Source organism: Acidovorax sp. 62 (assembly GCF_002754495.1).
Taxonomy (GTDB): domain Bacteria; phylum Pseudomonadota; class Gammaproteobacteria; order Burkholderiales; family Burkholderiaceae_C; genus Acidovorax.
Map to the genome: position 1 here is coordinate 2264508 of NZ_PEFJ01000001.1, position 25446 is coordinate 2289953.

At 59.9% G+C, this 25446-nt stretch carries 23 protein-coding genes and 6 tRNA genes; 14 read left to right on the forward strand and 15 right to left on the reverse strand.

Annotated features, from left to right (window positions below; all coding sequences use genetic code 11):
• The first annotated feature begins 94 nt into the window (after positions 1-94).
• The 5 genes from CLU86_RS10140 (at position 95) to CLU86_RS10160 (ending at position 4831) form a co-directional block, all read left to right on the forward strand.
• Positions 95-784: a response regulator transcription factor gene (locus CLU86_RS10140; RefSeq protein WP_099743496.1), complete on the forward strand. Its 690-nt coding sequence runs from the start codon at positions 95-97 to the stop codon at positions 782-784.
• A 26-nt stretch (positions 785-810) separates the two neighbouring features.
• Positions 811-2268, forward strand: a complete 1458-nt coding sequence (locus tag CLU86_RS10145) for a sensor histidine kinase (RefSeq protein WP_099655938.1) — start codon at positions 811-813, stop codon at positions 2266-2268.
• Positions 2269-2292: 24 nt separating this feature from the next.
• The gene (locus tag CLU86_RS10150; protein WP_099741529.1) at positions 2293-2712 is read left to right on the forward strand and encodes an RNA-binding S4 domain-containing protein; all 420 of its coding nucleotides are present in this window, start codon (positions 2293-2295) and stop codon (positions 2710-2712) included.
• A 147-nt stretch (positions 2713-2859) separates the two neighbouring features.
• Positions 2860-3912: an extracellular solute-binding protein gene (locus tag CLU86_RS10155; RefSeq protein WP_099741530.1), complete on the forward strand. Its 1053-nt coding sequence runs from the start codon at positions 2860-2862 to the stop codon at positions 3910-3912.
• Between the two features lie 160 nt (positions 3913-4072).
• On the forward strand, positions 4073-4831 hold the full coding sequence (locus CLU86_RS10160; protein WP_099655941.1) for a 3-hydroxyacyl-CoA dehydrogenase: 759 nt from the start codon (positions 4073-4075) through the stop codon (positions 4829-4831).
• A 224-nt stretch (positions 4832-5055) separates the two neighbouring features.
• Here the strand turns inward: CLU86_RS10160 and CLU86_RS10165 are convergent, their stop codons facing one another.
• The 12 genes from CLU86_RS10165 to folC form a co-directional block, all read right to left on the reverse strand.
• Positions 5056-7938: an EAL domain-containing protein gene (locus tag CLU86_RS10165; RefSeq protein WP_099741531.1), complete on the reverse strand. Its 2883-nt coding sequence runs from the start codon at positions 7936-7938 to the stop codon at positions 5056-5058.
• 198 nt (positions 7939-8136) lie between these two features.
• A tRNA-Asp gene (locus CLU86_RS10170) sits at positions 8137-8213 on the reverse strand.
• A gap of 50 nt (positions 8214-8263) precedes the next feature.
• Positions 8264-8339 (reverse strand) — tRNA-Glu (locus CLU86_RS10175).
• A 37-nt stretch (positions 8340-8376) separates the two neighbouring features.
• A tRNA-Ala gene (locus tag CLU86_RS10180) sits at positions 8377-8452 on the reverse strand.
• A gap of 53 nt (positions 8453-8505) precedes the next feature.
• Positions 8506-8582: transfer RNA gene (locus CLU86_RS10185), tRNA-Asp, on the reverse strand.
• A gap of 50 nt (positions 8583-8632) precedes the next feature.
• Positions 8633-8708, reverse strand: a tRNA-Glu gene (locus CLU86_RS10190).
• 37 nt (positions 8709-8745) lie between these two features.
• Positions 8746-8821, reverse strand: a tRNA-Ala gene (locus CLU86_RS10195).
• Between the two features lie 61 nt (positions 8822-8882).
• A complete protein-coding gene (gltX, locus tag CLU86_RS10200) occupies positions 8883-10295 on the reverse strand; it encodes a glutamate--tRNA ligase (RefSeq protein ID WP_099741532.1) in 1413 nt (470 codons plus the stop codon).
• A 104-nt stretch (positions 10296-10399) separates the two neighbouring features.
• On the reverse strand, positions 10400-11905 hold the full coding sequence (gene purF / locus CLU86_RS10205; RefSeq protein WP_099655944.1) for an amidophosphoribosyltransferase: 1506 nt from the start codon (positions 11903-11905) through the stop codon (positions 10400-10402).
• 74 nt (positions 11906-11979) lie between these two features.
• Entirely contained in the window at positions 11980-12474 is a 495-nt protein-coding gene (locus CLU86_RS10210; protein WP_099655945.1) for a CvpA family protein, read from the reverse strand.
• Between the two features lie 24 nt (positions 12475-12498).
• Entirely contained in the window at positions 12499-13290 is a 792-nt protein-coding gene (locus CLU86_RS10215; protein WP_099741533.1) for an SPOR domain-containing protein, read from the reverse strand.
• Positions 13291-13313: 23 nt separating this feature from the next.
• The gene (folC, locus tag CLU86_RS10220) at positions 13314-14639 is read right to left on the reverse strand and encodes a bifunctional tetrahydrofolate synthase/dihydrofolate synthase (RefSeq protein WP_099743497.1); all 1326 of its coding nucleotides are present in this window, start codon (positions 14637-14639) and stop codon (positions 13314-13316) included.
• 46 nt (positions 14640-14685) lie between these two features.
• Here folC and CLU86_RS10225 point away from each other — a divergent pair, with 46 nt between their 5' ends.
• The 6 genes from CLU86_RS10225 (at position 14686) to CLU86_RS10250 (ending at position 20776) form a co-directional block, all read left to right on the forward strand.
• Complete coding sequence (locus tag CLU86_RS10225; RefSeq protein WP_099743499.1) at positions 14686-15069, forward strand: arsenate reductase; 384 nt, start codon at positions 14686-14688, stop codon at positions 15067-15069.
• A 172-nt stretch (positions 15070-15241) separates the two neighbouring features.
• On the forward strand, positions 15242-15904 hold the full coding sequence (locus tag CLU86_RS10230) for a glycine zipper 2TM domain-containing protein (protein ID WP_099655948.1): 663 nt from the start codon (positions 15242-15244) through the stop codon (positions 15902-15904).
• 146 nt (positions 15905-16050) lie between these two features.
• Positions 16051-16368, forward strand: coding sequence for a pyrimidine/purine nucleoside phosphorylase (locus tag CLU86_RS10235; RefSeq protein WP_099655949.1), 318 nt, complete (start codon positions 16051-16053; stop codon positions 16366-16368).
• Positions 16369-16395: 27 nt separating this feature from the next.
• A complete protein-coding gene (argG, locus tag CLU86_RS10240; protein ID WP_099741534.1) occupies positions 16396-17733 on the forward strand; it encodes an argininosuccinate synthase in 1338 nt (445 codons plus the stop codon).
• A gap of 125 nt (positions 17734-17858) precedes the next feature.
• Positions 17859-18371: a hypothetical protein gene (locus CLU86_RS10245; RefSeq protein ID WP_233194923.1), complete on the forward strand. Its 513-nt coding sequence runs from the start codon at positions 17859-17861 to the stop codon at positions 18369-18371.
• Between the two features lie 95 nt (positions 18372-18466).
• Positions 18467-20776, forward strand: coding sequence for an ATP-binding protein (locus CLU86_RS10250; protein ID WP_158236322.1), 2310 nt, complete (start codon positions 18467-18469; stop codon positions 20774-20776).
• A 28-nt stretch (positions 20777-20804) separates the two neighbouring features.
• On the opposite strand, the gene murB is transcribed toward CLU86_RS10250, so the two are convergent.
• Complete coding sequence (gene murB / locus CLU86_RS10255; RefSeq protein WP_099741537.1) at positions 20805-21878, reverse strand: UDP-N-acetylmuramate dehydrogenase; 1074 nt, start codon at positions 21876-21878, stop codon at positions 20805-20807.
• A gap of 72 nt (positions 21879-21950) precedes the next feature.
• Here murB and CLU86_RS10260 point away from each other — a divergent pair, with 72 nt between their 5' ends.
• Genes CLU86_RS10260 through CLU86_RS10270 form a run of 3 tightly spaced genes read left to right on the forward strand, consistent with a single transcriptional unit; the run spans position 21951 to position 24132 of the window.
• Entirely contained in the window at positions 21951-22436 is a 486-nt protein-coding gene (locus tag CLU86_RS10260; RefSeq protein ID WP_099655954.1) for a YajQ family cyclic di-GMP-binding protein, read from the forward strand.
• Positions 22437-22444: 8 nt separating this feature from the next.
• Entirely contained in the window at positions 22445-23092 is a 648-nt protein-coding gene (locus CLU86_RS10265; RefSeq protein WP_099741538.1) for a TIGR02281 family clan AA aspartic protease, read from the forward strand.
• A gap of 11 nt (positions 23093-23103) precedes the next feature.
• Positions 23104-24132 carry an HD-GYP domain-containing protein gene (locus tag CLU86_RS10270; protein ID WP_099655956.1) on the forward strand — a complete coding sequence of 343 codons (1029 nt, stop codon included), beginning with the start codon at positions 23104-23106 and terminating at the stop codon, positions 24130-24132.
• Between the two features lie 42 nt (positions 24133-24174).
• Here CLU86_RS10270 and plsY read toward each other — a convergent pair whose 3' ends face one another.
• Positions 24175-24804, reverse strand: coding sequence for a glycerol-3-phosphate 1-O-acyltransferase PlsY (gene plsY, locus CLU86_RS10275; RefSeq protein ID WP_099655957.1), 630 nt, complete (start codon positions 24802-24804; stop codon positions 24175-24177).
• A gap of 113 nt (positions 24805-24917) precedes the next feature.
• Positions 24918-25409, reverse strand: coding sequence for a Cys-tRNA(Pro) deacylase (ybaK, locus tag CLU86_RS10280; RefSeq protein ID WP_099655958.1), 492 nt, complete (start codon positions 25407-25409; stop codon positions 24918-24920).
• Positions 25410-25446 lie beyond the last annotated feature (37 nt).

Here is a 25446-nt window from a genome sequence, read left to right on the forward strand (position 1 = left end):
ATGGCCTGCCGCGCCCCAGCCTGGGTGTCGCAATCCGGCATGTCCCCTTGAAAACTCTGGAAACCACGGCCCAGTCGGTGCTATGGTGCCGCGCATGCAATTGCTCCTTGTAGAAGACGACCCCACCATGCAGACCACCTTGCAGCGGGCGCTGACGCGCCGTGGCATGGAGGTGGCAGCGGTGGGCGACGGCAAAGCCGCTCTCACGCAATGGGTAGGCCGGGTGCCGGACGCCGTGATCCTGGACCTGACGCTGCCCGGTCTGGATGGGCTGCAAGTGCTGCAACGCGCCCGCGCACTGGGCCTGCGCACACCGGTGCTGATCCTGACGGCTCGGGGCACCGTGGGCGACCGCGTCATGGGCCTCAATGCCGGGGCGGATGACTACCTGCCCAAACCCTTTGACCTGGATGAGCTGGAGGCCCGCCTGCGCGCCCTGGTGCGGCGCAGCGCCGACCCAGGCGCCACCCCAGTGGGCAGCAACACCACGCAAATCGGCGCCATACGCTATGACAAGGACAGCGGTGCGCTGTACCTGAATGGCGAGGTGATGGAGCTGACCCCGCGCGAGCTGGCCCTGATGCACGCACTGCTGGCCCAGCCCGGCCATGCCGTGACCAAGGAGCGGCTGTACGAGCTGGTGTTCCCGGGCCAGTTGGATGTGCAGTACGAAGCCATTGAAGTGGTGGTGTACCGGCTGCGCAAAAAGCTGGCGGGCACGGGGCTGACGCTGATGACGCTGCGCGGGCTGGGCTATTTGCTGCGCACCGATGCACAGGCCTGAGACGGCAAGAGAAGAAAGCGCCCTGCATGACCGAGCCGCTGCAAGCCACCCACTCGTTGCGCCGCAGGCTGCTGCTGGGCATTTTGCTGCCGGTGGTGGCGTTCATCAGCTTCAACACCTACAGCCTCTACCACCAGACGCTGGCCTCGCTGAACACCGCTTACGACCGCACGCTGCTGGCATCGGCCAAGAGCATCAGCGAGCAGCTGGATGTGGAGGGCTTTGACGACGACGCCCACATCCGGGCCATCGTGCCCTACTCTGCGCTGGAGGCGTTTGAGGCCGACAACCAGAGCCACATGTTCTATCGCGTCTCCACCCAAAGCGGCGAGGTGATCTCAGGCTTTGACGACCTGCCCGAGTGGCGCGGCAAGATCCCGCTGAAGCCGCCCTACGCCGCGCTGGTAGATTTTTACGACGATGTCTTTCGCGACCAGCCCGTGCGGGTGGCCGTGCTGCTGCAGCCTGTGGCCAGCGCCGAAGGGCGCGGCATGGCCGTGATCCAGGTGGCCGAGACGCTGGAGGTGCGCGAGACGTTGGCGCTGCAGATTCTGTGGAAGACCCTGTTGCGACAGGCCCTGCTGATTGCGGTGATCGCCTTCACCGTGCTGTGGGTCGTGCAACGCGCCACACGCCCCGTGCGGCACCTGAGCCTGCAACTGCAGGCCCGTGGCGAGGGCGACCTGAGCCCCATCGCCGCGCCCACAGCCCCGCGCGAACTGCAGCCCCTGATTGCCGCCACCAACCAGGTCATGCAGCGGCTGCGCCACCTGCTGCGCCACCAAAAGCGGTTTGTGCGCGATGCATCGCACCAGCTGCGCACCCCCTTGGCCGTGCTCAAAACCCAGGTGCAATCGGCCCTGCGAGGCGACATGCCTGCCGAGCAGGCCCTGCATGAAATCAGTGACACCGTGGACCGCGCCACCCAACTGGCCAACCAGATGCTGGCCCTGGCCAAGGTGGAGCAACTGCGCCAGCAAAGCGAGCCGCCCATCACCCGGCTGGACGAGGTGCTGCGCACCGTAGCGCTGGAGATCTCGCCCCTGATCGCACAACGCGACCTGGACTTTGGCATCCAAACCGAGGCGGCCCCCGTGCGCGCCCATGAGTGGATGCTGCGCGAGCTGACCCGCAACCTGCTGCACAACGCCGTGCGCCACGCGCCGCCCGGCAGCGAGTTGACGGTGGACCTGCGCAGCGACGCACACCACACCGCACTCACCATCAGCGACCACGGCCCAGGGATTGAGCCGGAGTTGGCATCACGGCTCTTTCAGCCATTTTCTGCCGGTGATGTGCGCAGCGGCAGTGGCCTGGGCCTGGCCATTTGCCAGGAGATCGTGCAGGCGCTGGAAGGCAGCATTGCGCTGACCAATCGCGAACAGGGAACCAGGGTGCTGGGGCTGGACGCCGTGGTGCGCCTGCCGCTGGCGCGGCCGCAGCCAGACGCGGGCCACCCCACCATCCCCCACGGCAGCGAATAAGGCAACGCGGCACAATCCACCCCCATGAATTTGACCGAAACGATGCGCCTGGACAAATGGCTTTGGTGCGCGCGCTTTTACAAAACCCGCAGCCTGGCGACCGAAGAAATCAGCAAAGGCCGCGTGACCGTGAACGGCCAGCAGGCCAAGCCCGCGCGCGACCTGCGCTGCGGCGACACCGTGGCTTTGCGTCAAGGCCCCGTGGCCCGCACGGTGCTGGTGCGGGCCCTCAGCGGTGCCCGGGGCCCTGCCCCTGTGGCCCAGCTGCTGTACGAAGAGACGGTGGAAAGCATCGCGGCCCGCGAGCAGGCGGCAGAACAAAGGCGCCTGGCGCCCGAGCCCGCCGCCACCCTGCAAGACGGGCGCCCCACCAAACGCGATCGGCGCAACATCGAGCGTGCCCAGGACTGGGGCAGCCGCTGGAGCGCATCCATCGACGAGTGAGCGCCCAGCCTCACGCAGATCAAAGCAGCTGCAGCGTCTAAGAACCTGTTCTAAGCAGCCTGACACCCTCGCGCCACACGGGTTTTATTAAGAATAATTCGCGTTTGTTTTATCATCCGGGGGTTACAACCCCGAAAGAAGCATTCCATGTCGAAGACCGTGAAAGCCTTGCTGACCGCCTGCGCACTGGCCGCCACTGCGGGCGCCGCATTGGCCCAAGAACAAGTGGTGAACCTCTACTCCGCACGCCACTACTCGACCGACGAGGCCCTGTACACCGGCTTCACCAAGGCCACTGGCATCAAAATCAACCGTGTGGATGCTGACGATGCAGGCATCCTGGCGCGCCTGAAAGCCGAAGGCACCGCCTCGCCAGCCGACGTCATCCTGCTGGTGGACGCTGCGCGCCTGTACAAGGGCGAAGTGGATGGCCTGTTCCAGCCCATCCAGTCCAAGCTGCTCAACGACGCGATTCCTGCCAACCTGCGCAGCACGCCCGCAGCCGACGGCGGCATTTCGTGGTTTGGCCTGTCCACCCGCGCACGCGTGATCGTCTACAACAAGGTCAAGGTGCAAAAGACCGATGTGGACACCTACGAGTCTCTGGGTGACCCCAAGAACAAGGGCAAGCTGTGCATTCGCTCGGGCTCGCACCCTTACAACCTGAGCCTGTTCGGCGCCGTGACCGAGCACATGGGCGAGCAAAAGGCAGAAGCCTGGCTCAAGGGCATGGTGGCCAACCTGGCACGCCCCCCCAAGGGTGGTGACACCGACCAGATCAAGGCCGTGGCCGCTGGTGAGTGCGATATCGGCGTGACCAACACCTACTACCTGGCCCGCATGATGCGATCCAACAAGCCCGAGGACGTGGCTGTGGTCAATAAGGTGGGGGTCGTGTTCCCCAACCAGTCCTCCTGGGGCACGCACATGAACATCGCTGGCGGCGCAGTGGCACGTTACTCCAAGAACCAGGCCAACGCCGTCAAGTTCCTGGAATACCTGGCCAGCCCAGAAGCCCAGAACTACTTTGCCAATGGCAACAACGAGTGGCCTACCGTCAAGGGCGTGACGCTGGACAACCCCGCCCTCAAGGCCATGACCGGTGGCGCGCCGTTCAAGAGCGAAACCATCCCGATCAGCGCCGTGGGTGCGAACGTGACCAAGGTTCAACAGATGCTGGACCGCGTCGGCTTCCAGTGATCTGAGGGCCTCCTCCCAGTCCTACCAGCCCGGCTCTGCCGGGCTTTTTTGTGCCCGCAAGCGCAATGCAAGCACCAAAGACAAAGAGTTTTGGGGTTTGAGAATGCGCCTGAAGGATAATTGACGTTTACGTTAACGTAATTCACAAAGGAGATGGCTCATGGAGATCAAAGGCAAAGTATTCATCGTGACCGGCGGCGCTTCGGGACTGGGTGAAGGCACGGCACGCATGCTGGCGCTGCGCGGCGGCACCGTGGTGATTGCGGACATGCAGGCGGACAAAGGCGAAGCCGTGGCGCGAGACATTGGCGGCACCTTCATGCGCTGCGATGTCAGCAGCGAAGCCGACGGCCAGGCCGTGGTGGACAAAGCCGTGTCCTTGGGCAAGCTGATGGGGCTGGTCAACTGCGCCGGCATTGCCCCTGCGGAAAAAACCGTGGGCAAAAATGGCGCGCACTCGCTGGCCTTGTTCAGCAAGACCATCACGGTGAATTTGCTGGGCAGCTTCAACATGATCCGGCTGGCCGCCCAGGCCATGTCCCAAAACACCCCCGAAGTGACTGGCGAGCGCGGCGCGATGATCTCCACGGCGAGCGTGGCAGCCTACGACGGCCAAATTGGCCAAGCCGCCTACTCCGCATCCAAAGGCGGCATCGTCGGCATGACCCTGCCCATCGCCCGCGACCTGGCGCGCAACGGCATACGCAACATGACCATCGCCCCCGGGATCTTTGGCACCCCCATGCTGTTCGGCATGCCCCAGGAAGTGCAGGATGCGCTGGCCGCGGGCGTCCCCTTCCCCAGCCGCCTGGGCACGCCGGAAGACTACGCCAAACTCGCTTTGCACATCTTTGAAAACGACATGCTCAACGGCGAAGTGATCCGCCTGGATGGTGCGATTCGCTTGGCCCCTCGTTGAGCCGGAGCAAGGAACCAGGGCATAGAAACGCTATATATTTAATAGCACCTCACGCTTATTCCTCGAGCGCAGGGGGCATATTTGGCATCAAACCCGCCAAAACGGTGCTTGGCGAGGCTTCGCGCCACGCTGAACACTCGGCAGGCACCAACACCTGCCCGCCGCGCTGACAACGCAGCGGTTCTGTTTTGGCCAGGAGCTTGCCCATGCCCCGCCCCCGCCTCTCACCCCGCGACTGAGTGGCCTCGCACCAAAAGCTGTTCCAAGGCGGCCGCTGGCACAGGGCGGCTGAAGTGGTAGCCCTGCCCCGTGTCGCAGCCCAAGCCCAAAAGCACGTCGCTCTGCGCGGCCGTTTCCACGCCCTCGGCAATGGTCTCGAGGCTCAGGCTTTGCGCCAGGCCAATGATGGCGCGCACGATGTGGGGCGCACTAGGGTCGTCGCCCAGGTGGCGCACAAATGACTGGTCGATCTTGAGCTTGTGCACCTTGAGGCGCTGGATGTAACTGAACGACGAGTACCCGGTCCCAAAGTCGTCGATGGACAGCTGCACGCCCAGGTCATACAGCTGCCGCACGATGGCAATCACCTGTTCTGGTGCATCCATGGCAATGCCCTCGGTCAGCTCCAGCTCCAGCATCTGCGGCGGCACCTCGCTGTCGGCCAATGCCCGGCCCACCATGTCCACCAGGCCCGGATGACGAAACTGCACCATCGACAGGTTCACCGCCACCACCAGCTCGGTGTGGCCCGCATCGCGCCATTGCCGCGCCTGGGCCAGCGCGGTGCGCAGTACCCATTCGCCCATGCCCAGAATCTGGCCGCTGCTTTCAGCCACCGGGATGAACTCGGCCGGGCCGACGGCACCCAGCTCAGGGTGGGTCCAGCGCAGCAAGGCCTCCACCCCCACCAGTTGACGGTCCTTCAGCCGGATTTGCGGCTGGTAGTGCAGCGTCAGCTGGCCCTGCACCAGGGCGCTGCGCAGAGCGTTCTCGATGTGCAACACCCTGAGCGAGCGTGCCTGCATGTCCGCCGAGAAGAACCGGTAGGTGTCGCGCCCCGACTCTTTGGCGCGGAACATGGCTGCGTCGGCGCGCTGCGCCAGGGTTTCAAAGTCACCACCATCTTCGGGGTACATCGCAATACCGATCGATGACGTGACCACCAGTTCGTGGTGCTCCAGCTTGCAGATGCGGCGCACCTGTGCCTGCAGCTCGTCGGCCACGTGGGCCGCCTGCTGGGCATCGGTGAGCGGCAGCACGATGACAAACTCGTCCCCGCCCTGCCGGGACACCGTGTCTTCGTCGCGCACCACCGACTGCAAGCGCTGCGCAATCTCGATCAGCAGCCCGTCGCCCACCTGGTGGCCCAGCGAGTCGTTCACGTTCTTGAAGTGGTCCAGGTCCAGGTACAACAAGGCCAGCTGATGGCCGCTGCGCTGCGTCAATGCAAGGGCCTGGCTGAAACGGGAGGCAAACATCGTGCGGTTGGGCAGGCCGGTCAGCGCATCAAAGTTGATCAGCTTGCGAATCCGCGCCTCGTCACGCCTACGTTCTGTCACGTCCTCCTGCACAGCTAGGTAGTGGGTGATGTGGCCCTGCTCGTCCAGCAGGGGCGAGATGATGGCGGACTCGTTGTACTCGCCGCCACCTTTGCGGCGGTTCACAAACTCACCGCGCCACGGACGGCCAGAGGTCAAATGGGCCCACAGGTCGGCATACACACCCGCGGGTGTGGCGCCCGCGCTCAGCAGACGTGGGTTGCGGCCAATCACCTCCTCGGGGCTGTAGCCCGTCGTGGCGGTGAACGCAGGGTTCACATATTCGATGTTGCCGTCGGCGCCTGCAATGAAGATGGAGTTGGGCGCCTGCTCCACGGCATGGCGCAACTTGCGCAAGGTGTCCAGCATCTGCACCCGCTGGGAGATGTTACGCGACAGCACCACAAAGTGATCGTCTGCGTCATCGTCCATCACCTTGCGCGCCACGGACAGCTCAAACCAGTGTGGGCCATCCGGCAAGTCCAGCACATACTGAAAATCACGGGCCAGGCCGTGCTCAGCCGCCGCATTGATCGCAGCCTGCGCCACGGCCGCCGCTGCTGGGGGCAGGATGTCGTGGATCGACCGACCCACCACCTCGCTGGCCGGCATCAGCAGCAACTCGGGCTGGCGCGTATGGATCTGTACGTAACGGCCATCACGGGTCACCTCAAACATCAGGTCGGGCACCGCATCCAGGACGGCGCGCATGGCCTTGTCGGACTGCTTGAGCACCCGGTATGGCGCCTCGATGGTGCCCACAAAGATGGCCCGATAGAGGTAGTAGTACCCCACCACCTTGTACAAATGGCCCAGCAGATTGAAGGGGTCGGTCGCGATGACGTAGAACGTGAAAAAGAACTCGCTCAGGGCCATCACCCACACGGCAGCGAAGAGCCTGGCCACATCAAAGGCGGCACGCTCCCGCGCCCAGCGAAGCAACAGCACCAGCGACGCTGCATACAAGGCGACCACACCGTATTCGGAGGCGATCTTGAACCGTGTCAGCCCTTGGGCATCGTAAGTCTGCGGGTACCACTGCGGAAACCAGAAAACGATGGCATGGACAACAGCCACCACGGCCAAGACCAAGACCACCACCGCAAACCTGCCGGGGCCTGGATCGGCAACATCACCCGGCTCACGCCAATGCAACGCCACTGCGCCCAGAAGCGTCAACGCCCCCAAATACCGGGCGGGCAACCAGAAATTGATCCCCTTGGCCACCGAATTGGGCGTGATGTAGTCCGGCATGCCGGCAAAGGACAGCATGTGCGAAAAATCCAGGACCGCCACCCCCAAAAAACCGCAGGCCAGAAGAAGGACGTTCCGCTGGGGATTTAAGCTGTGCGCCTTCCACCCCACCGCAAACACCAACGCCGACACGGCAATGGACAGCGTCTCCAGCACTTGGTGCAATGTGAGGTAATGGCCCACACGCTGTGGAGTTGCCACCGAAAAATAGGCCCAGGCTGCAATCACTCCACCCGTCAACAGGTAGAGCACCGGGGCTACCGCTTTGAAGCTGGCCAAGTGTTGTGGGTGAATCTGCAACCGAAGAAGGTTCATGGGCGCCTGATGGTCTCTGAGAGCCACCTGAGCGGTGCGGTGGCATGCAGACGATTCTTGCACAGGCCTCACCACTTGTAACAAACCTGGCCACAACCATACGGTTCAAGCGCGGCTTTCGTGGCCTGCGGGTCAGTTAAGTCATTCATCAAGGCATAAAAAAACCGCTGCAGCCTTTCGACTACAGCGGTTTATGCTTGGCGGAGTGGACGGGACTCGAACCCGCGACCCCCGGCGTGACAGGCCGGTATTCTAACCAACTGAACTACCACTCCTGGTAGATAGCTTTTGCTTGTATCTCTGACACAAGCCAAGCGCTACAACTTGGCGACCCCACGGGGATTCGAACCCCGGTACTCACCGTGAAAGGGTGATGTCCTAGGCCTCTAGACGATGGGGTCAAAACCTTGGAACTAACCGAACTGATACTGACAAATTTGGTGGAGGTAAACGGGATCGAACCGATGACCTCTTGCATGCCATGCAAGCGCTCTCCCAGCTGAGCTATACCCCCACGGAACTTCAATTGCTTGAAGACCCAGCCTGAATGACTTCAGGCCCTGGATTTGGCGGAGTGGACGGGACTCGAACCCGCGACCCCCGGCGTGACAGGCCGGTATTCTAACCAACTGAACTACCACTCCTGGTAGATAGCTTTTGCTTGTATCTCTGACACAAGCCAAGCGCTACAACTTGGCGACCCCACGGGGATTCGAACCCCGGTACTCACCGTGAAAGGGTGATGTCCTAGGCCTCTAGACGATGGGGTCAAAACCTTGGAACTAACCGAACTGATACTGACAAATTTGGTGGAGGTAAACGGGATCGAACCGATGACCTCTTGCATGCCATGCAAGCGCTCTCCCAGCTGAGCTATACCCCCTTAATGGCTTTGACTTAAATCTAAGTCATCGTCATCACAGCCTTGAATTATATACAGATATTTAGCGGTTTTGCAAACGTGCGAGAACTTTTTCGCGGCCAACCAGTTCAAGCACGGCGTCCACAGAAGGCGTATGGGCAGTACCCACGGTCAACACCCGCACTGGCATGGCCAGTTGAGGCATCTTGAGGCCCTGCTCTGCCAACGTGGCTTTGAACGCAGCACTGATGGAAGCCTTGTCCCATGCACAAGCAGCCAGGGCTGCAGCCAGGGAATCCAGGGCCGCAAAAATGGCGGGGGTCACATGCTGCTCCATTTCAGCAGCTTGCGGCTTGACATCGCCATAAAAGACAAAGGCCCAGTCCGCCAAAGCCACGGTGGTGTCGCAACGGTCCTTGAACAAACCACAAATGCGAGGCAAGCGACCGTCGTCCAGTGCCGACCGATCAATGCCGCGTTGAACCAACTGCTCTGCCACCAAAACGGCCAACGCCTCGTCTGCGGTTGTCTTGATGTGCTGCGCGTTCACCCAGCGCAGCTTGGCATCGTCAAACTGTGCTGCACTGCGGCCCAGATGGTCCAGGTTGAACCATTGCAAAAACTGCTCACGGCTGAAAATTTCATCGTCGCCATGGCTCCAGCCCAGGCGGGCCAGGTAATTGATCATGGCCTCGGGCAGATACCCTTCGTCGCGGTACTGCGTCACTGGCTTGGCGCCATTGCGCTTGCTCATCTTCTCGCCCTGCTCGTTGAGCACGGTAGGCAAATGCGCATACACCGGCGGCTCAGTCCCCAAAGCACGGAAGATATTGATCTGGCGCGGCGTGTTGTTCACGTGGTCATCGCCTCGGATCACGTGGGTAATTGCCATGTCGATATCGTCCACTACGACGCAAAAGTTGTAAGTGGGGGTGCCATCGGGGCGTGCAATCACCAAATCGTCGAGTTCGTCGTTGCGGATCTCGATGCGACCTTTGACCTTGTCATCCCAAGCAACCACGCCATCTTTGGGATTGCGAAACCGCAGCACAGGCAGAACACCTTCAGGGATCGCAGGCAGTGTTTTGCCTTCCTCAGGGCGCCACGTACCGTCGTAACGGGGTTTTTCCTTGGCAGCCATCTGGCCCTCACGCAGTGCATCCAGCTCGGCCACACTCATGTAGCAAGGGTATACATCCCCTTTCGCCAGCATTTGGGCCAGCACGGCCTTGTAACGGTCCATGCGCTGCATTTGATAGAACGGCCCCTCGTCGGGCTCCATACCCAGCCACTGCATGCCCTCCAGGATGACGTCCACCGCCGCTTGGCTGGAGCGCTCCACGTCCGTATCTTCGATGCGCAAAATGAAATCCCCACCAGTGGCGCGCGCAAACGCCCAGGGGTACAGCGCAGAGCGAATATTTCCCAAATGGATAAACCCAGTGGGAGAAGGAGCAAAGCGGGTGCGCACGCGTGCAACGTTGGTTTCTGTCATGGCAATAGGGGTGAGCCAACGCGAAGTGTGCCGCGCAGCTCAGGGGTAAATCAATAAATCAAAGGGCTCGGCCACCCAATAAAGGAAGGGCGGCCAAAGGGAGATCAGGCTTCCTGGGCGTTGGGCAAAGCAAGCCGAGAGGTGTCCTCCTCCCCCTCCTCAGCCCCCACGCGACCTTCATTGAGGCGCGCAATGTCTTCTGCAGTGATGTCGCCGGTGACGTATACGCCATCAAAGCAAGATGCATCAAAGCCAGAGATGGCGCTATTGAGCGACCCCACGGCCCGCTTCATAGCCTCCACATCCTGGTAAATCAGCGCATCACAGCCGATGGCCTGGCGAATCTCTTCGACCGTGCGACCGTGGGCCACCAACTCCTTGCTGGTGGGCATATCGATGCCGTACACGTTGGGATAACGCACCGGGGGGGCTGCACTGGCCAGATACACCTTGCGGGCGCCGGCATCGCGCGCCATTTGAACGATTTCGCGCGAGGTGGTACCACGAACGATGGAGTCATCTACCAACAGCACGTTGCGGCCCTTGAACTCGCTACCGATCACGTTGAGTTTTTGGCGCACTGACTTTTTGCGAATACCTTGCCCCGGCATGATGAAGGTACGTCCCACATAGCGATTTTTCACAAAACCTTCGCGGTACGGAATGCCCAGCAAATGGGCCAGTTGTGTGGCGCTGGGGCGGCTCGACTCAGGAATGGGAATGATCACGTCAATCTCATTGGGCGGCACGGTGGAGACCACCCGCTTGGCAAGAGCCTCACCCAAATTCAGGCGCGCTTGGTAGACGGAAATTCCATCCAGCACCGAGTCAGGCCGGGCCAAATAGACAAACTCAAAAATACAAGGATTCAACTGTGGTGCCTGAGCGCACTGACGCGAGTGCACCGTACCGTCCAGGGTGATGAAAACCGCCTCGCCAGGTTCAATGTTGCGTTCGAACACCTGCGAGGTGCCCTCCAGCGCCACAGACTCGCTGCCCACCATCACCGTTCCGTCCTGGCTTCGGCCCATCGCCAGGGGGCGAATGCCATGGGGATCGCGGAATGCCAACAATCCGTGACCCGCAATCAACGCGATCACAGCATACGAGCCCTTGATACGCTGGTGCACAGCGCGTACCGCGGTAAAAACATCCTCGGGTTGCAGTGGCACACCTCGGGTTGCGCGCTCCAGCTCATGGGCAAAAACATTGAGCAGAACCTCGGAGTCGCTCTCGGTGTTGGTGTGCCGATGGTCCGTCTGAAACAGCTCTGTGCGCAAGGTCTGCGCATTGGTCAGATTGCCGTTGTGCACCAACACAATGCCGAAAGGTGCATTGACGTAAAAGGGCTGTGCCTCTTCTTCACTGTAGGCATTGCCCGCTGTGGGATAGCGCACCTGACCCAAACCCACATTGCCAGGCAAGGCGCGCATGTTGCGAGTGCGGAATACGTCGCGCACCATGCCCTTGGCTTTGTGCATAAAAAATTTGCGGCCTTGCTGGGTCACGATGCCAGCAGCATCTTGCCCACGGTGCTGCAAAAGCAACAAAGCGTCATAGATCAGTTGATTGACCGGCGCAGTACTGACAACACCAACGATTCCACACATAGTTTTATTCCATCCGATTGCAGAGGGTTCTGCACAAAGCAATTTTCATGGGCGAGTTGCAGGCACGCACTCGCTCATTCCGACAAAGGAAGCAGGCTTCCAAATTTCTGCGGCAGCACAGGCTTTAAAACACCGAGCGCCTCACTCAACACAGGTGCCGACAAAGAAGCAGCCCACCAAGGTTCATCACGCAAAGGCGTCAAGCCCACCAACACAGCAACGGCCAGCAGCAGCACACCGCCGCGTGCCAAGCCGAATCCAGCCCCTAAAACCCTGTCTGCTGGGCGCAGTCCAATCGCCTCCACCAGCTTCTTGGCGAGCCACGCAATAAATCCACAAGCAAACACCGCAGCAATGAACACAACGGCAAACCCACTGGCATAGCTCAGGGCGCTATCGGCATCTGCAATAGGCAGCATGCGCCCCACATCCGCGGCAAACCACTGCGCCACAAAAAACGCTGCCACCCACCCTGCCAAGGAGAGCAACTCAAACACCAGACCACGCCACGCGCCGATCAGCAACGAGGCCGTCAATATGCCGACAAAAATCCAATCCAGAGCATGCATGAAGCAATCAGCGACCGAACAGACTTACAACGTCAGCACGGAGGCCGACAAATCCAGTCCCTTGATGCGCGCAGCAGCCTTTTCCGCCTCCGCACGGCTGGCGTATGGGCCTACACGGACACGGGTTCTTTTTCCATCTTTGGCATCGACGACCTGGGTGTATGTTTTGAGCCCCGCACGCTCCAGCTTGAGGCGCACCTCTTTCGCCTTATCGGCATCGGCAAAAGCGCCGACCTGCACAATGAAACGCTCATCATCCGTGCGATCGGGCGCTGCAGGCGGCCGCACCTCTGCTGCAGACTTGCTTCGCGCCCCATCTTCTGTCTTGGCTGGTTTGACCGCCGTAGCACCCGCGCTCTTCGCTTCAGGCTTCGGCGCAGGAGAGGCGGCAGAGCTAGCCTTGGGTGCACTACGGCTGCTGTGGCTGGAAACAACAATTTCCTCGCCATCGCCCAGTGTGGCACTCGCGGCCACCCGCTCCGCACCTGCTCGGCTTTGGGCACCACCAGACGCCGCAACATTGCTGGGCTTCGCCTGATCGGCATCGCTTTGCCGCACCGGCACCACCAAAGGCGCCACTTTGCCGCGATCAGGAATTTCTATGGGAACGTCTACAGGGATGGGCCTTGGCTGCGTGTCAAACAACAAGGGGAAACCCACAACCCCGAGTAACACCAGCACGGCCGCCCCCATCAAGCGATGCCGGGCGCGGCGCCGCATCACTTCGATGCTCTCGGCCTGGGGAGAACGGCTGCGTTTGGTCGGTTTGTCGGCTGGATCACTTTGACCGGGCCACCGAAACTTGAAAAATGCCATGGGGAAAAAGACTCGTGTGGACCTTATGCGCCCAGATGTTTGGCGTTCAGGCGAGGAGTTCCGTTCACAAGAACCCCGCCCACTGTGTAGAACGAGCCAAAGACCACAATTCTATCAGCCGGGTCTGCCGCATCGACAGCGGCCTGCAGGGCATGCAGCGGATCCGCGAACGCGCTAGATGACACATCCTTGCGACCACCCGCGACCATCTGCACGGCATTCCATTTTTGCAACAGCTCCGCCCCCGTCAATGCCCGGGGCGTTGGAAGACCTGTGAAATACCAGCGATCCACCAATGGCCCAATTTTGGCCAGCATCGGACCCAGGTCTTTGTCAGCCATGGCACCAAACACTGCGTGGGTCACAGGAAAGTAACCCATTGCATCCAAATTGGCCGTGAGCGCCGCCACAGAGTGCGGATTGTGAGCAACATCCAACACCAACGTGGGCTGACCAGGAACAATTTGAAAACGCCCCGGCAAATCAACCATCGCCATCCCATTGCGTACCGCTTGCGCAGTCACCGGGAGCCGATCCCTGAGAGCCTCATAGGCGGCCAACACCCCCGCTGCATTGACCAATTGATTGGCGCCTCTCAAGGCAGGATAGGCCAACCCAGCGTACCGACGCCCTCTTCCCGCCCAACTCCATTGCTGCTTGTCGCCGGCTACGTTGAAATCATGGCCGACGCGCCAAAGATCAGCCCCAATCTCCCTCGCATGATCGACAACACTCTGGGGAGCCATCGGGTCACTCACGATGGCAGGGCGACCGGTGCGCATGATTCCGGCTTTTTCACGACCAATCGTTTCCCTGTCCGGCCCCAGGTACTCGATGTGATCAATATCGATGCTGGTGATGATGGCGCAGTCGGCATCAATGATGTTGGTCGCATCCAGACGCCCGCCCAGACCTACCTCCAGAATGGCAACATCCAGCAAGGCTTGGCTCATCAACCGCAAAATCGCCAAGGTCGTGAATTCAAAGTAGGTGAGAGATATCTCACTTCCGCCCATCGTGCGAGCGGCTTCTACCGCTTCAAAATGGACCAGCAAATCGTTGGCGCCCACGATTTCCCCGTGGACACGACACCGCTCCTGGAAATGAACCAAGTGGGGTGAGGTGTAAACCCCCGTGCGGTAGCCTGCCTGGAGTGCAACCGCCTCCAGCATGGCGCAGGTGGAACCCTTGCCATTGGTGCCCGCCACGGTAATGACAGGACACTCAAATTTCAACGACATCCGGTGCGCAACCTCACGGACGCGCTCCAGGCCCATATCGATACCGACGGGGTGCAGCTGCTCGCAATGACGGAGCCAGCCTTCCAGTGTTTGGGGAATGGTGTGCATACGCAGCCAATTGTCGCCCAGCCTGTGCATGGGGCATGATTTGCCCATGAAACAACCTCAAATCACCCTGTACGGCATTCCAAACTGCGACACAGTCAAAAAAGCCAGGGCTTGGCTGACCACCCATGGCCTTGAGCACCAATTCCACGACTTCAAAAAAGAGGGAGTATCCGCAGAGCGACTTGCCACTTGGTGCAGCGCTGCTGGCCTGGACAAGGTACTCAACCGCAAGGGAACCACTTGGCGCGGACTCACTCCTACCCAACAGGAAAGTGCTGGCCAACTGGAGCATGCACTGGCCCTGATGCAAGCAAACACAAGCCTGATCAAACGCCCAATCGTCGAATGGGGTAGCGAAACCGAGGCGCAACTTACAGTCGGTTTTTCGCCAGAGACTTGGATGAAACACATTCAACCCGGCGCCAAGTGAAGTGGGGCCCGGCCATTTGCAAGCGCCGTGGCTGGTGGCTATTGCGCAGTGAAATGTGAAAAATCACATGGTTTTTACCTAACTTCACATTTCTAGCCCTCAAAACGACGGGGCGGCACTAAACTTTTTGAGCGCATCGTGCGTTGTATGTGCTCACAGACAGGAGCTTCCCATGAAAAAAACCGCCATCGTTACAGCACTTGTAATCTGCGCACTCCCTGCGTTCGCACAAGAGCAGGGACGCGTCCTCTCTTCCACCCCCATCGTTCAGCAAGTCGGCATACCACAACAGGTGTGCGGCAACGAGACCGTATACAGCGGCTCACGCAATACGGGCGCGGGTGCCGTTATGGGCGCTATCGCAGGCGGGGCTGCAGGCAATGCCATCGGCAAGGGCCATGGCAGAACGGCAGCCACCGCATTGGGCGTGATTGGCGGCGCAGTGCTTGGCAACCAGATTGAGGGAAGCGGCCAACCCCAATACCAAAATGTGCAGCGCTGCACCACTGAAACCTACTACGAGAACCGCACTGTGGGCTACAACGTGCTCTACGAGTACGCAGGCCGCCAGTACACCACCCGTACGCAAAATGACCCCGGCGCCTGGATTCCCTTGAGCGTGCAACCGCAAAACGGTCAAAGCTATTCCACACAGCCCAGCGGTTACAGCCAATATGGATCAGGCAACACCTATGTGCAGCCTGGTGTCGTCACTTCCACCTACCCCGCACCAGCAGCCTACGTAACGCCGCCCGTCACGGTTATCGAGTATGGCTACATCGATGGCCGCCGCCCTTACTACCCGCCGCATCATGGCAACCCTTATTGGAGATAACTCCGATTTGGGACAAACCAAAGAGCCCTGAGGGGCTCTTTTTTCATGGCCTCACGAGAGTTTGAGTTGGGTGGCACCTGAAACGAATCGCTCCATAGGCCCTCTGGCCTAAAATCAAAAGTTGAATTCTTTTTGCACACACGACCATGACCACCCAAACTATCGACGGTGTGACCGTCAACACCCAGGCCAATGTGTACTTTGACGGTAAGTGCGTGAGCCACGGCATCACCCTGGCAGATGGCACCAAAAAATCGGTGGGCGTGGTGCTGCCAGCCACGTTGACGTTCAATACCGGCGCACCAGAAATCATGGAATGCGTCGCTGGCTCCTGCGAATACAAGCTGGACGGGACGGACACTTGGATTCCATCCAATCCAGGCGAGAAATTCAGCATCCCTGGCAACTCGAAGTTTGACATCCGCGTCACCGAGTCGTACCACTACATCTGCCACTTCGGCTAATTCCTGCAACCGCAACCCCCCCAGCACATGGCCACCATTCTTCAAAATCTGCCGACAGGGCAAAAAGTCGGCATCGCCTTTTCAGGCGGCCTCGATACCAGTGCGGCCCTGCACTGGATGAAGCTCAAGGGCGCCGTCCCTTACGCCTACACCGCAAACCTCGGACAGCCCGATGAGCCGGACTACGACGCTATTCCTCGTAAAGCCATGGAATATGGCGCCGAAAAGGCCCGCTTGGTCGATTGCCGCTTGCAATTGGCCCATGAAGGGATTGCAGCCCTCCAGGCTGGCGCTTTCCACATCTCCACAGGCGGTCTGACTTACTTCAACACCACCCCCCTGGGCCGTGCCGTCACCGGCACCATGCTGGTGGCAGCCATGAAGGAAGACGATGTCAACATCTGGGGAGATGGCTCCACCTTCAAGGGCAATGACATTGAGCGCTTCTATCGCTATGGTCTGCTGACCAACCCGTCTCTGCGAATCTACAAGCCCTGGCTGGACCAACTGTTCATCGACGAACTGGGCGGTCGTGCTGAAATGTCCGCGTTCATGACCAAGGCTGGCTTTGGCTACAAGATGAGCGCGGAAAAGGCTTACAGCACCGACAGCAATATGCTGGGTGCCACGCATGAAGCCAAGGATCTGGAGTTCCTGAACAGCGGCATCCGCATCGTCAACCCGATCATGGGGGTTGCTTTCTGGAAAGACGAAGTCGAAGTCAAGCGCGAAGAGGTTTCGGTGCGCTTTGAAGAAGGCCAGCCCGTTGCTCTCAACGGCGTGGAATTCAGCGACCCTGTTGATCTGATTTTGGAAGCCAACCGCATCGGCGGGCGGCATGGTCTGGGCATGAGTGACCAGATCGAAAACCGCATCATTGAAGCCAAGAGCCGCGGTATCTACGAAGCCCCGGGCCTGGCACTGTTGCACATTGCCTATGAGCGCCTGGTCACAGGCATTCACAACGAAGACACCATTGAGCAATACCGCATGAACGGCCTCAAGCTAGGCCGACTGCTGTACCAAGGCCGCTGGTTTGACCCACAGGCCATCATGCTGCGTGAGACAGCCCAGCGCTGGGTGGCTCGCGCCGTCACCGGCACGGTGACGCTGGAACTGCGCCGTGGCAACGACTATTCGCTGCTCAACACCGAAAGCCCAAACCTCACCTACGCTCCAGAACGTTTGTCGATGGAAAAGGTGGAAGATGCGCCGTTCTCCCCACTCGACCGCATCGGTCAGTTGACTATGCGCAATCTGGACATTTCGGACACCCGCGACAAGCTGGGCGTTTACTCTCGAGCAGGGCTGCTGCTGCCAGGTTCGCAAAACGATCTGCTGACCCTGACTTCAGGACAAAAATAACGCGGTGATTGCACCTAAAAAAACGGCCCTCATTTTGAGGGCGTTTTTTTGCCCAAAATAATCATTTAAATCATTTTTGCCATAAAATATTGATCACATTTCATTCCACTCATTGGAGGTCAGCCATGCAGTCCATTTCTTTGCTGTCTAGATGGCTCATAAAAATTGCAGCGGCGTCATTCATTGCGATGCCTGTCTGGGCACTACAGCCCCCCTCCGGCGAAGTCATTCTGACCATTTCAGGAAAAATTGACGATGCCAACCGGGAGAACACAGCGGTATTTGACCTGGACATGCTGCAAAAACTGCCCCAGCAGACCTTTGTGACCAAGACGCCTTGGGACAAAAACCCCACCAAGTTCACAGGCCCCCTCCTCCGCGATGTACTGGGAGCCGTAAAGTCCAGCGGAAAAACGCTGACAGCCTTGGCCTTGAACGACTACAAAACGACCATCCCCGCTGAAGATGCGGCGTTGTTCGATGTCATCATCGCCCACCGCATCGACGACATGCCCATCTCTGTTCGTACCAAGGGGCCGCTGTTCATCATCTACCCGTTTGACTCCAAGCCAGAGCTGAAGTCATCCAAATACTACGGCCGCTCTGCCTGGCAGCTGAAATCCATCAAAGTCGACTGATCCCATCGATGCCAGCTCGCCGCACCAACCAGCGTTACCTGTTGTGGCTTGCGCTGGGCACCATATTGATGGCAGCAGCCATGGCTGTTTTGCTTGTGCTGCAGCTCACGCAACAGCAAGCCATTCGCAAAAGTGGGGATTTGCGTAGCGACTCGATCACTGCACTCACGTTCCAATTGGAACGCGAGTTTTTGCGCCTTCGGCAGTCGATGGAGCTGGCTTCACGGAGCAAACCACCTCTGGCCCTGGATGAGTTGCGGCTGCGCAGCGATATTTTTGCCAGTCGCTTTCAGCTGATGCACGACACACCAAGTACCACGGCCTTGCAAGAGAGGGAGGAGTACACCAAAGTCATGCCCCGGCTTGAGGCTTTGGTGACGCAAGTGGATCGTCTGCTACAGAACGGTCATAGCCCTCAACCGCACGAGCTGCGCCCACTGCTTGCCGAGCTCAATGAACTGGGGCCGGATGTGCAGGAATTGACGATGGCGGCCACGAGCCATATCGCAGGGCTACTGGAAGAGCAAGAGTCCACCATGCTCACCCAAGGTCAGCAAATCATGGCTCTGATCTTTGCCCAGTTGGTCCTTCTGCTACTCGCCGCAGGTGCCTTGGCGTGGCGCCAAACCAGGCAAGAGCAAGAACGCATTGCCCTGCAGACGCTGACAGATAACCTTCGGGCTGCGAACAATGCGGCAGAAGAAGCCAACCGAGGAAAAAGCCAGTTTTTGGCCAACATGAGCCATGAATTGCGCACCCCCTTCAATGGCGTTTTGGGCATGTTGACGCTGCTGGAACGCACCCGCCTGGACGGCAGCCAGCGAGAATATGTCTACACGGCCCGCAACTCAGCAGATCACCTGCTGTCCCTGTTGAATGACATTCTCGACGTCTCTGCCATGGAGTCCGGCAAGATGGGCATCCACCCCATCGCCATCCCACTGCAGCCCTTGGTAGACAGCATTGATCAACTCATGCGCCCACTGGCAAGCCAAAAAGGGCTGGGCTTTGCCATCCACACAGCGGCAGACCTTCCCGCATGGGTGGAAGCCGACGGCACCCGCCTCAAGCAGATTGTTCTCAACCTGGTGACCAACGCCATCAAGTTCAGTGACAGCGGCGCAGTGACGGTGAAAATAGGACGCGCTCCTCAAGCCACAACGGGCAACGAAGGTATTTACCTGTTGCAGCTGGAAGTAGCGGACCAAGGCATCGGTATGGATGCAGCGACCTTGTCCCGCTTATTCGAGCGGTTCACCCAAGGAGATGCAAGCACATCCCGGCGTTTCGGGGGAACAGGCCTGGGGCTGGAAATTTCTCGCAACCTGGCTCGGCGCATGGGGGGCGACATCACAGTCCAGAGCGCGGAGGGCCATGGCAGCACATTCACCGTCACACTCCCCTTGCTGGAGGCTGCCCCACCCAATGCAGCCACTCAGCCCAGCGAAATGCCAGCACCGTTCCAACCAGAGCTGACGGGGCTGGACGTCCTGGTGGCCGATGACCAGATGGTCAACAGAAAGTACATGGGAGCGCTGCTCATCAGCATGGGGCACCACCCAAGATTTGCAGAAAACGGAGAACAGGCCTGTCTTGAGATTCAGAAAAAGCCACCAGACTTGGTACTGATGGACTTGCACATGCCGATCATGGATGGATTCCAGGCCACTCAGCAAATTCGCCAGTGGCCCCAATTTACCAAGGTACCCATCGTCGCCTTGACCGCAGACGTGTTTGCAGAAACCCGCCAGCGGGCCAACGATGTGGGGATGAATGCGTTCATCAGCAAGCCCGTGAGCGTGGACACGATCCAGTCCCTGCTTGCAGACATGTTCTCTGCCAACGAGAAAAGCGCCCCTGCCACATCCTCTGTAGCGGACCTTCAGGAAGCGCCCTGCGCCCCCACAGCATCCGCAGAGCCCGAGGCACCAAAACCCGCCGCCCAACGAGCCCCACGCCGACGCTTTCGCTCCGGGGATGTCACGGCACATATCAACATGCCCATGGTGGGAGAGGTCTGCATCGGCGTGAACGTTCAAGGTTACCGATCTCTGCTGCAAGGCTATTTCAGCGATGAATCAGGCAGTCTCGACGCGTTGTTGCAAGCCTTGCAAGAGGGAAAACCGGAGAGCTTGCGCGCTGCCGCCCATGGGTTCAAAGGTGCCTCTGCCAACCTGGGGTTCCAGAAGCTGGCGGACTTGGCCTTTGAATTGGAAAAACACGAGGAAAACGGCAGAAGCCTTCGAGAGGCACACACGCAGTTGCTCGCGGCCTGGGAGATGACCCATGCGCTTTGCCTGCGCATGGGGCTGACCGATGTAGAGAATGTGCTCGACCGCCACCGCAACCCATCAGCCGTCACCGAAATAACCTCAGCCCCAGCCCCAGCCCCAGCCCCCGCCTGACGCCGGGCTACACGCGAAAGCGTCTGGGTCAAACCACAACAGGCTCAGGCTCCAGTCGAATGCCAAACCGCTCGTACACGCTGGTCTGTATGGCCTTGGCCAGCGTCATCACTTCGCCACCGGTGACGCTGTCTTGCTCCGTACCGCGGTTCACCAGCACCAGCGCCTGCTTCTCATAGACACCGGCTTTGCCAATCGATTTGCCACGCCAGCCACAGGCATCAATCAACCAGCCAGCGGCCAATTTCACGCTGCCGTCTGGCATGGGGTAGTGCACGATTTTGGGCTCTCTGGCGATGATGTCGGTGCATTGCTCTGGTGTCACCGTCGGGTTCTTAAAGAAGCTACCGGCATTGCCCACTACGGCGGGGTCAGGCAACTTGGCCCGGCGAATCTCGCAGATCCATTCAAAAATCTGCCACGCATCGGGGCTGTCCACGCCCGCTTGCTCCCTGCGGCGCTCCAGGTCCAGATAGCCCAACACGGGCTGCCAGGGGCGAGGCAAACGAAAACGCACGTGGGTGATCACCGCACGCCCAGCCAGCCCCATATTGCGCAAATCTGCACCCTGTGCAGCAGGGGTGGAAGCACCGTGCTTGAACACAGAATCACGGTATCCAAACGCACATTGCTCGGCCGTCAAGGTGAAGGACTGACCCGTGCGCATATCCACTGCGTCCAGCGACTCAAAGCGGTCTTGCAGCTCCACGCCATACGCACCAATGTTTTGTACCGGCGCGGCCCCTACCGTGCCTGGGATCAGCGCCATATTCTCAAGGCCTGGATAACCATTGCGCAGCGTCCACGCCACACAGTCGTGCCACAGCTCACCCGCCCCCGCTTCGACAATCCAGGCCTTTGGGGTCTCTTGCACCAGACGAAAACCCTTGATGTCCATCTTGAGCACCACCGGCTTGACGTCTCCCGTCAGCACGATGTTGCTACCGCCTCCAAGGACAAAGAAGGGGGCATCACACAGCTCAGGCGCTGCGCGCACTTGCAACAAATCAGCCGCGCTCTGGATGCGCACCAGCGACAACGCGCGAGCGGCAATACCGAAGGTGTTCCAGGGCTGTAAAGGGACGTTTTTCTCGACTACCATTGCCAGGATTGTCGCACCGGGGCAACCGTGCGCGACTGCCCCTTTTGTTTTGCCAAGCCAGTGAAAGCCGCTATGCCCTCCTTTGATACCGTTTGTGAAGCCAACCTCGTAGAAGTCAAAAATGCGGTGGAAAACACCGTCAAGGAGATCTCCACACGCTTTGACTTCAAAGGGACCTCCGCCAGCATTGAGATCAAGGACAAAGAGATCACCATGATTGGCGACGCTGAATTTCAGCTCACGCAGATCGAAGACGTTCTTCGCAACAAGCTGACCAAACGCAGCGTGGATGTCCGTTTCCTCGACAAGGGCGACGTGCAAAAAATGGGCGGAGACAAGGTCAAGCAAGTCATCAAGGTGCGCAACGGCATCGAGAGCGAACTGGCCAAGAAGATCCAGAAACTGCTCAAGGACAGCAAGCTCAAGGTGCAAGGCGCCATTCAGGAAGACAAAGTCCGTGTCTCAGGCGCCAAGCGCGATGACCTGCAAGCAGCCATGGCACTCATTCGCAAAGACGTCACAGACGTCCCGCTGTCTTTCGACAATTTCCGCGACTGACACCGCAGATGAAATACACACCGGCACTGGCCTTCTCCCTGGCGCTCGCTCTTCTGAGCCCCACGCTGGCGTCTGCCCAATCGGCGGTCGCCCTGGCAGGCATTTTGGGTGGCAAGGCCTTGCTGGTGGTCAATGGTGGCGCGCCACGCGGTGTAGGCACGGGTGAGAGCCACCAAGGCGTCAAAGTGCTGTCCGTTGGCAAAGAAGAGGCCGTGGTGGAGATCGATGGCACTCGGCGCTCACTGCGCCTGGGCGAGGCACCGGTGAGCGTGGGCAGTGCCTCCGCCGGCAAGCGTGTTGTGCTGGCCGCAGACAGCCGGGGCCATTTCATCAACACTGGCCAGATCAACGGCCAGCACATGCAGTATGTGGTGGACACGGGGGCATCGTCGGTTGCCATTGGCAAGACAGACGCTGACCGCATGGGATTGAAATACCTGCAAGGCCAGCCCATGCGCTTGAGCACCGCCAATGGGGTCGCGCAGGGCTGGCGTATCCGGCTCGATTCGGTGCGCATTGGCGATGTAGAAGTGTTTGGCATTGACGCCGTGGTCACCCCCCAACCCATGCCTTATGTGTTGTTGGGCAACAGCTTCCTGGGCCAATTTCAGATGACCCGCACCAACGATCAAATGGTGCTGGAAAAGCGCAACTGAGCCTCATCACCATGTCGGCTCCCCTGCCCTCAGGCAAACCACACCACGACGGTGAATACGAAGACCTGCTCAGCCTCTGGTCCGACCTGGAGTCAGCGCTCTCGCTACTGCTGTCCAAACCCCTGCTGGTGCAGGACTTTTCAGCAAAGATCCGGCAGCTGGATTTGTGGCTGCAGGACTTGGTGGCGCACGACAACGACGCAGCGCTGTACCTCATGTTTCAACTGGCGGCCACCTCCACCGCAGGCTACAGCGCATCGCACGCGCTGGTGTGCGCCACGCTGTGCGACATCATGGCCCGCGAGCTGAAGCTGCCTGCCAACGAGCGCGACAGCCTCGTGCGCGCAGCGCTCACCATGAACATCGGCATGACAGTCTTGCAGGACGAGCTGGCCGAGCAACGTGAAAAGCCGACGCCACCGCAAAAAGAAGCCATCCAGAGCCACCCGCTGGACAGCCAGGCCCTGCTGGAGCGCGTCTTCATCAACGATCCCTTGTGGCTGGATGTGGTGGGGCAGCACCATGCGCCGATTGCCGATCGGGTGCCACTGGCCACCCAGGCGCCGCAAGACCGCCTGACCCGCATCCTTGGGACGATTGACCGCTACGCGGCCATGATCAGCCCCCGCAAATCACGCGCTGGCCGCAGTGCCACCGACTCCGTCCGGGCCATTGTGGGCCAGGAGGTTGAACAGCACGATGAAGTGAGTTACGTCTTGGTACGTGCCATCGGCCTGTGCCCACCAGGCACTTTTGTCCGGCTCGACAACGGCGACACGGCCATTGTTCTGCGCCGCAGCGACAAGGCCAACCACCCGCTGGTCGCCAGCCTGCTAGACCGTGCAGGCCACCACAAACCCCAGCCCATCTTGCACTCCACCGCACTGGGCAAGCCCCGCATTCAGTCGGCGCTGGCGCGCTCCGCCGTGACCGTCGACCTGCACCACCAGACCATGGTGCGGCTGGGCCTCTATGCAGCCCAGCACCACACCGGTATCCACCACCTGGTCACCACACCCGCCACACTCGGATTGCAGTGAGCCCCGGGCATGCGTGCCCACCCAAGACGGGGTGGGTAAAGCTTATTTCTTGGATTTGCCCAGTTTCGACTCTTTACCAGCCAGCAGGCGCAAGACGTTCTCACGGTGCCGCCACACCAACAGCAAAGCCATGGCAGCAATAGCCACAGTAATGCTTTGCTCTGCATACCAGACCACGCCATCCAGCAACAGGTACAGCACGGGGGCCAGGATGGCCGCCACCAACGAGGCCAAGGACGAATAGCGGAAGGCCACCGCCACCAGCAGCCAAGTCAGCGCCGTAGCCAAGCCCAGCCAGCCACTGATGCCCACCAACACCCCCAGCGCCGTAGCCACCCCCTTGCCACCCTGAAAGCGGAAAAACACCGGCCACAGATGGCCGAGAAACGCGGCCAGGCCCACCAGCGCGATCGTGCCGTCTTCCAGCCCATAGGGTTTGCCAAACCAGCGCACCAGCACCACGGGCACCCAGCCCTTCACAGCATCAAGCAGCAGGGTCACGATGGCGGCCACCTTGCTGCCAGAGCGCAGCACATTGGTGGCGCCCGGGTTTTTGCTGCCGTAGGTGCGCGGGTCGCTCAACCCCATCACGCGGGTCACGATCACGGCAAAAGACAATGAGCCCAGCAAATAGGCAGCCAGGGTGGCAAACAAAGGGTACGCGGCGGTCAAAACAACTCCTTGGGTAGACGCTCCATGCGGGCAAACTCCGCAGGGGCGCAAAAGCAACGCTACACAGCGGCTACAAAAACGGTGGGCAAAAAAAGGCTGGTAAAAGCGGCTGGCTATTCTGCCAGCGCGCACTGCACTGTCTTGGCAGACAGCAATTGCACGCACACCTGCGGGTCGATCTGGACCAGAAAGCCCCGGCGCCCGCCGTTGATGGCAATGCGGGGCAAGCCGAGAATCGTCTCTTCGATATAAACCGGCATGGTGCGCCGCGTCCCAAAAGGTGACGTGCCGCCCACCAGATAACCGCTGTGGCGGTTGGCCACCTCAGGGGCACAGGGCTCCACCGACTTGGCCCCGATCTGGCGTGCCAGATTCTTGGTGGACACCTTGCGGTTGCCGTGCATCAAAACCACCAGCGGCTTCGCATCCTGGTCCTGCATGATCAAGGTCTTGACCACCGTGAACGGATCGAGCCCGAGCACAGCCGCACTGTGCTGGGCACCTCCGTGCTCCAGGTATTCATAAGGGTGCTCGGTAAAAGCCACTTTGTTGGCTTTGAGCAGTTGGGTCGCCGGGGTTTCTGAAACGTGATCTCTCTTGGCCATAGTGCAACGCAAGGTAACGCCCAATGGTAACCACCCT